This is a genomic window from Mesorhizobium sp. M7A.F.Ca.US.006.04.2.1, from assembly GCF_004022915.1.
Lineage (GTDB): Bacteria > Pseudomonadota > Alphaproteobacteria > Rhizobiales > Rhizobiaceae > Mesorhizobium > Mesorhizobium ciceri.
This window is the reverse complement of sequence record NZ_RZQA01000870.1, coordinates 1-2,602: the sequence shown is the minus strand read 5'-3', so window position 1 is coordinate 2,602 and position 2,602 is coordinate 1. Positions and strand designations below refer to the sequence as shown.

Below are 2,602 nucleotides of genomic sequence, written 5' to 3'. Positions count from 1 at the left end.
CCGCCGCCGGCTACAACTTCTCCCTCCTGCTCAGGTGGCTGAAGGGGTTTTTGTCGCTCTTGATTGCCCTGCTTCAAATCCGGCCGAAGCCGGTCGCCGCTTAGGGCTCGGATTGTTCACGGTCGACGATTTGATGCGGTAGTCGCCTATGAGCGGTCAAAACGAACGCAGCTGGTTCGCCGATCGACCAAACGGCGAGCGCACTGTGCTTTGCTCAGACCGCCACCGAGTGCCTCGCCGTTCCCCCTTTGAAATATGTATCGAACTTGGCCGCGATGGTTCGAATGAAGGGGCGACTTTCAGTCCGTACGAGGAAACTGTCACCATCGAATTCAAGCGCTCGGGCAGGATCGTGGAGTGCGATGGACCTCGAGCGATGAAGGAGCTGCTCGCCGGCTTTGCCGAACCGCTCCACCAGGTCGACTGCCGAGAAGGCAAAATCACACATCAGCCGCTCGATGATCCAGCCACGGACGCGATCGTCGTCGGAAAGGGCAACGCCGCGGACGGCAGCCAACCCGCCATCCGCAACCATGCGCCCGTACCCGGCAGTCGAAGCCATGTTCTGCACGTAGCCTTGGCGAAAACGACCGATGGACGAAGGGCCAAGTCCGATCAGTGTCGGGCAGCGATCCTCAGTGTAGCCCTGAAAATTGCGATGCAAAACCCCTGCGCGGGCCGCTATGGCCAGCGCATCGTCGGGCTTCGCGAAATGATCGAGTCCTATTGCCTCATATCCCTTGGCGACAATTGCCCGCGCCGCGAGTTGAGATTGGGCGAAACGCTCAGTGGGACTCGGCAGCCATGCCTCGTCGATCATCGTCTGATGCTTCTTGAACCAGGGCACATGTGCGTAGCCGAACAGGGCCATCCGGTCTGGCTCCAAGGTCAGTGCCTGCGCCACCGTGGAACAGATCGTCTCGCGTGTCTGATTCGGGAGCCCGTAGAGCAGGTCCAGATTGACCGATTCGACGCCCCGCGAACGAACCCCGTCGACGACTGCCTTGGTCTGCAAAAAACTCTGCTCACGATTAATTGCTTTTTGCACTTGCGGATCGAAATCCTGCACGCCGAGGCTCGCCCGCGTTACGCCGATTTGAGCAAGTGCATCAAGGCGCGCCTTGTCCATGTCGTTGGTTTCGATTTCGATGCTGACCGTAGCATCCGGGAGAAGGTCGAAGCTGTCCCGCAAGGCCGCTCCAAGAGCAACCATATCATCGGGCCTCAGAATAGTTGGCGAACCGCCACCGAAGTGGATTGCACGGACATGTGCCTTGCCGCTCACCAGACCGGCAATCGTGACGATTTCGGCATTCAGCGAGCGCAGATAAGCGGCCACCGGCTCATATTGGTGCGTCTGCTTGGTGTGGCAGGCGCAGAACCAGCAGAGCTTGTCGCAGTAAGGAATGTGCAGGTACAGCGAGATTTCGTCGCCGCTTTCCAGCGTCTCCAACCAGCCACGGTAAATGGCAGCATCGATCCCCGAATGGAAATGCGGCGCCGTCGGATAGCTGGTGTAGCGTGGGACGTTCTCGCTGAGTTTGACAGCTATTTCCGATTGCATCTCGCGTTCACCGTGTTGCCCGCCGGAACACTGCACGCATCGCTGAAGCAGACCCTGATCTCGATCAGCCGCGCTCATGGACAAACCGCCGCAGGATTTCTCTACCCTGGATGGGTATCCTGCCGGCAGTTAGGATCGGGTAAGGCGAACGCATGACCTTTCGGCAAGACATTCATAGTTCCGGCATTCCTGTTCTTTGCTTCCCTTGCGAGGCACGGCGTCGCGGTGTCTGCGGTGCGCTCGATCCAGACAATTTGGTTGGGCTCGCCAAGACTTGCTCGCGTCGCCGGATCGAGTCAGGAATGGAGTTGACCGGCGAGGCACAGAACGTCGACAGCTACTCCAACGTGCTTTCAGGCGTGGTAAAGCTATCAAAGAGCCTGTCGGATGGGCGCCAGCAGATCGTCGGTCTCCAGTTTGCACCGGATTTTCTGGGACGTCCTTTCAAGGAGGAAAGCTCGATCAATGCGGAAGCGGCAACAGCAGTCACGCTGTGTTCGTTTCCGCGAGCGGCCGTCGAACGGATGATGAAGGCGTCACGGGAATTCGAGCATCGCCTGCTCAAACAGACGCTGAATGAACTCGATGAGGCGCGCGAGTGGATGGTGACGCTGGGGCGCAAGACAGCTCCGGAAAAGGTGGCGACTTTTCTCCTCATGATGGCCCGGAATATCGATTCCAGTCTCGATGCGGCTTCCGGGTCGGCCTCCTTCGATCTGCCGCTGACGCGTGCCGAAATGTCTGATTTCCTTGGAATCACCAGCGAGACCGTGAGCCGCCAACTGACGCGATTGCGGGCTGACGGGGTGATTCGGATTGAGAACGCACGCCATGTGACGGTGGACAGCATAAGCCGTCTGGAGAAGCGCTGTGGCGGCGGACGCGAGCGGCCCTAAGCGGCGAGGCCATGTCGCATGACTCCGGGGCGGGCCGTGTTTGCCTTTTAATGCGATGTCGCCGCGCCTTCGACGAAGCGGCGTCACGGTTGTCGAGACAAACAGCTTTCGGGCTTTGATAGGAACGTGACCAATCGCCAGG

At 59.3% G+C, this 2,602-nt stretch carries 2 protein-coding genes; one reads left to right on the top strand and one right to left on the bottom strand.

Features of this window, described 5'->3' with window-relative positions; all coding sequences use genetic code 11:
* Positions 1-214: 214 nt before the first annotated feature.
* Positions 215-1,564, bottom strand: coding sequence for an oxygen-independent coproporphyrinogen III oxidase (gene hemN / locus EN925_RS31410; protein WP_063169226.1), 1,350 nt, complete (start codon positions 1,562-1,564; stop codon positions 215-217).
* Between the two features lie 152 nt (positions 1,565-1,716).
* Between hemN and EN925_RS31405 the strand changes: the two genes are divergently transcribed.
* Positions 1,717-2,460 carry a Crp/Fnr family transcriptional regulator gene (locus tag EN925_RS31405; protein ID WP_024502861.1) on the top strand — a complete coding sequence of 248 codons (744 nt, stop codon included), beginning with the start codon at positions 1,717-1,719 and terminating at the stop codon, positions 2,458-2,460.
* Positions 2,461-2,602 lie beyond the last annotated feature (142 nt).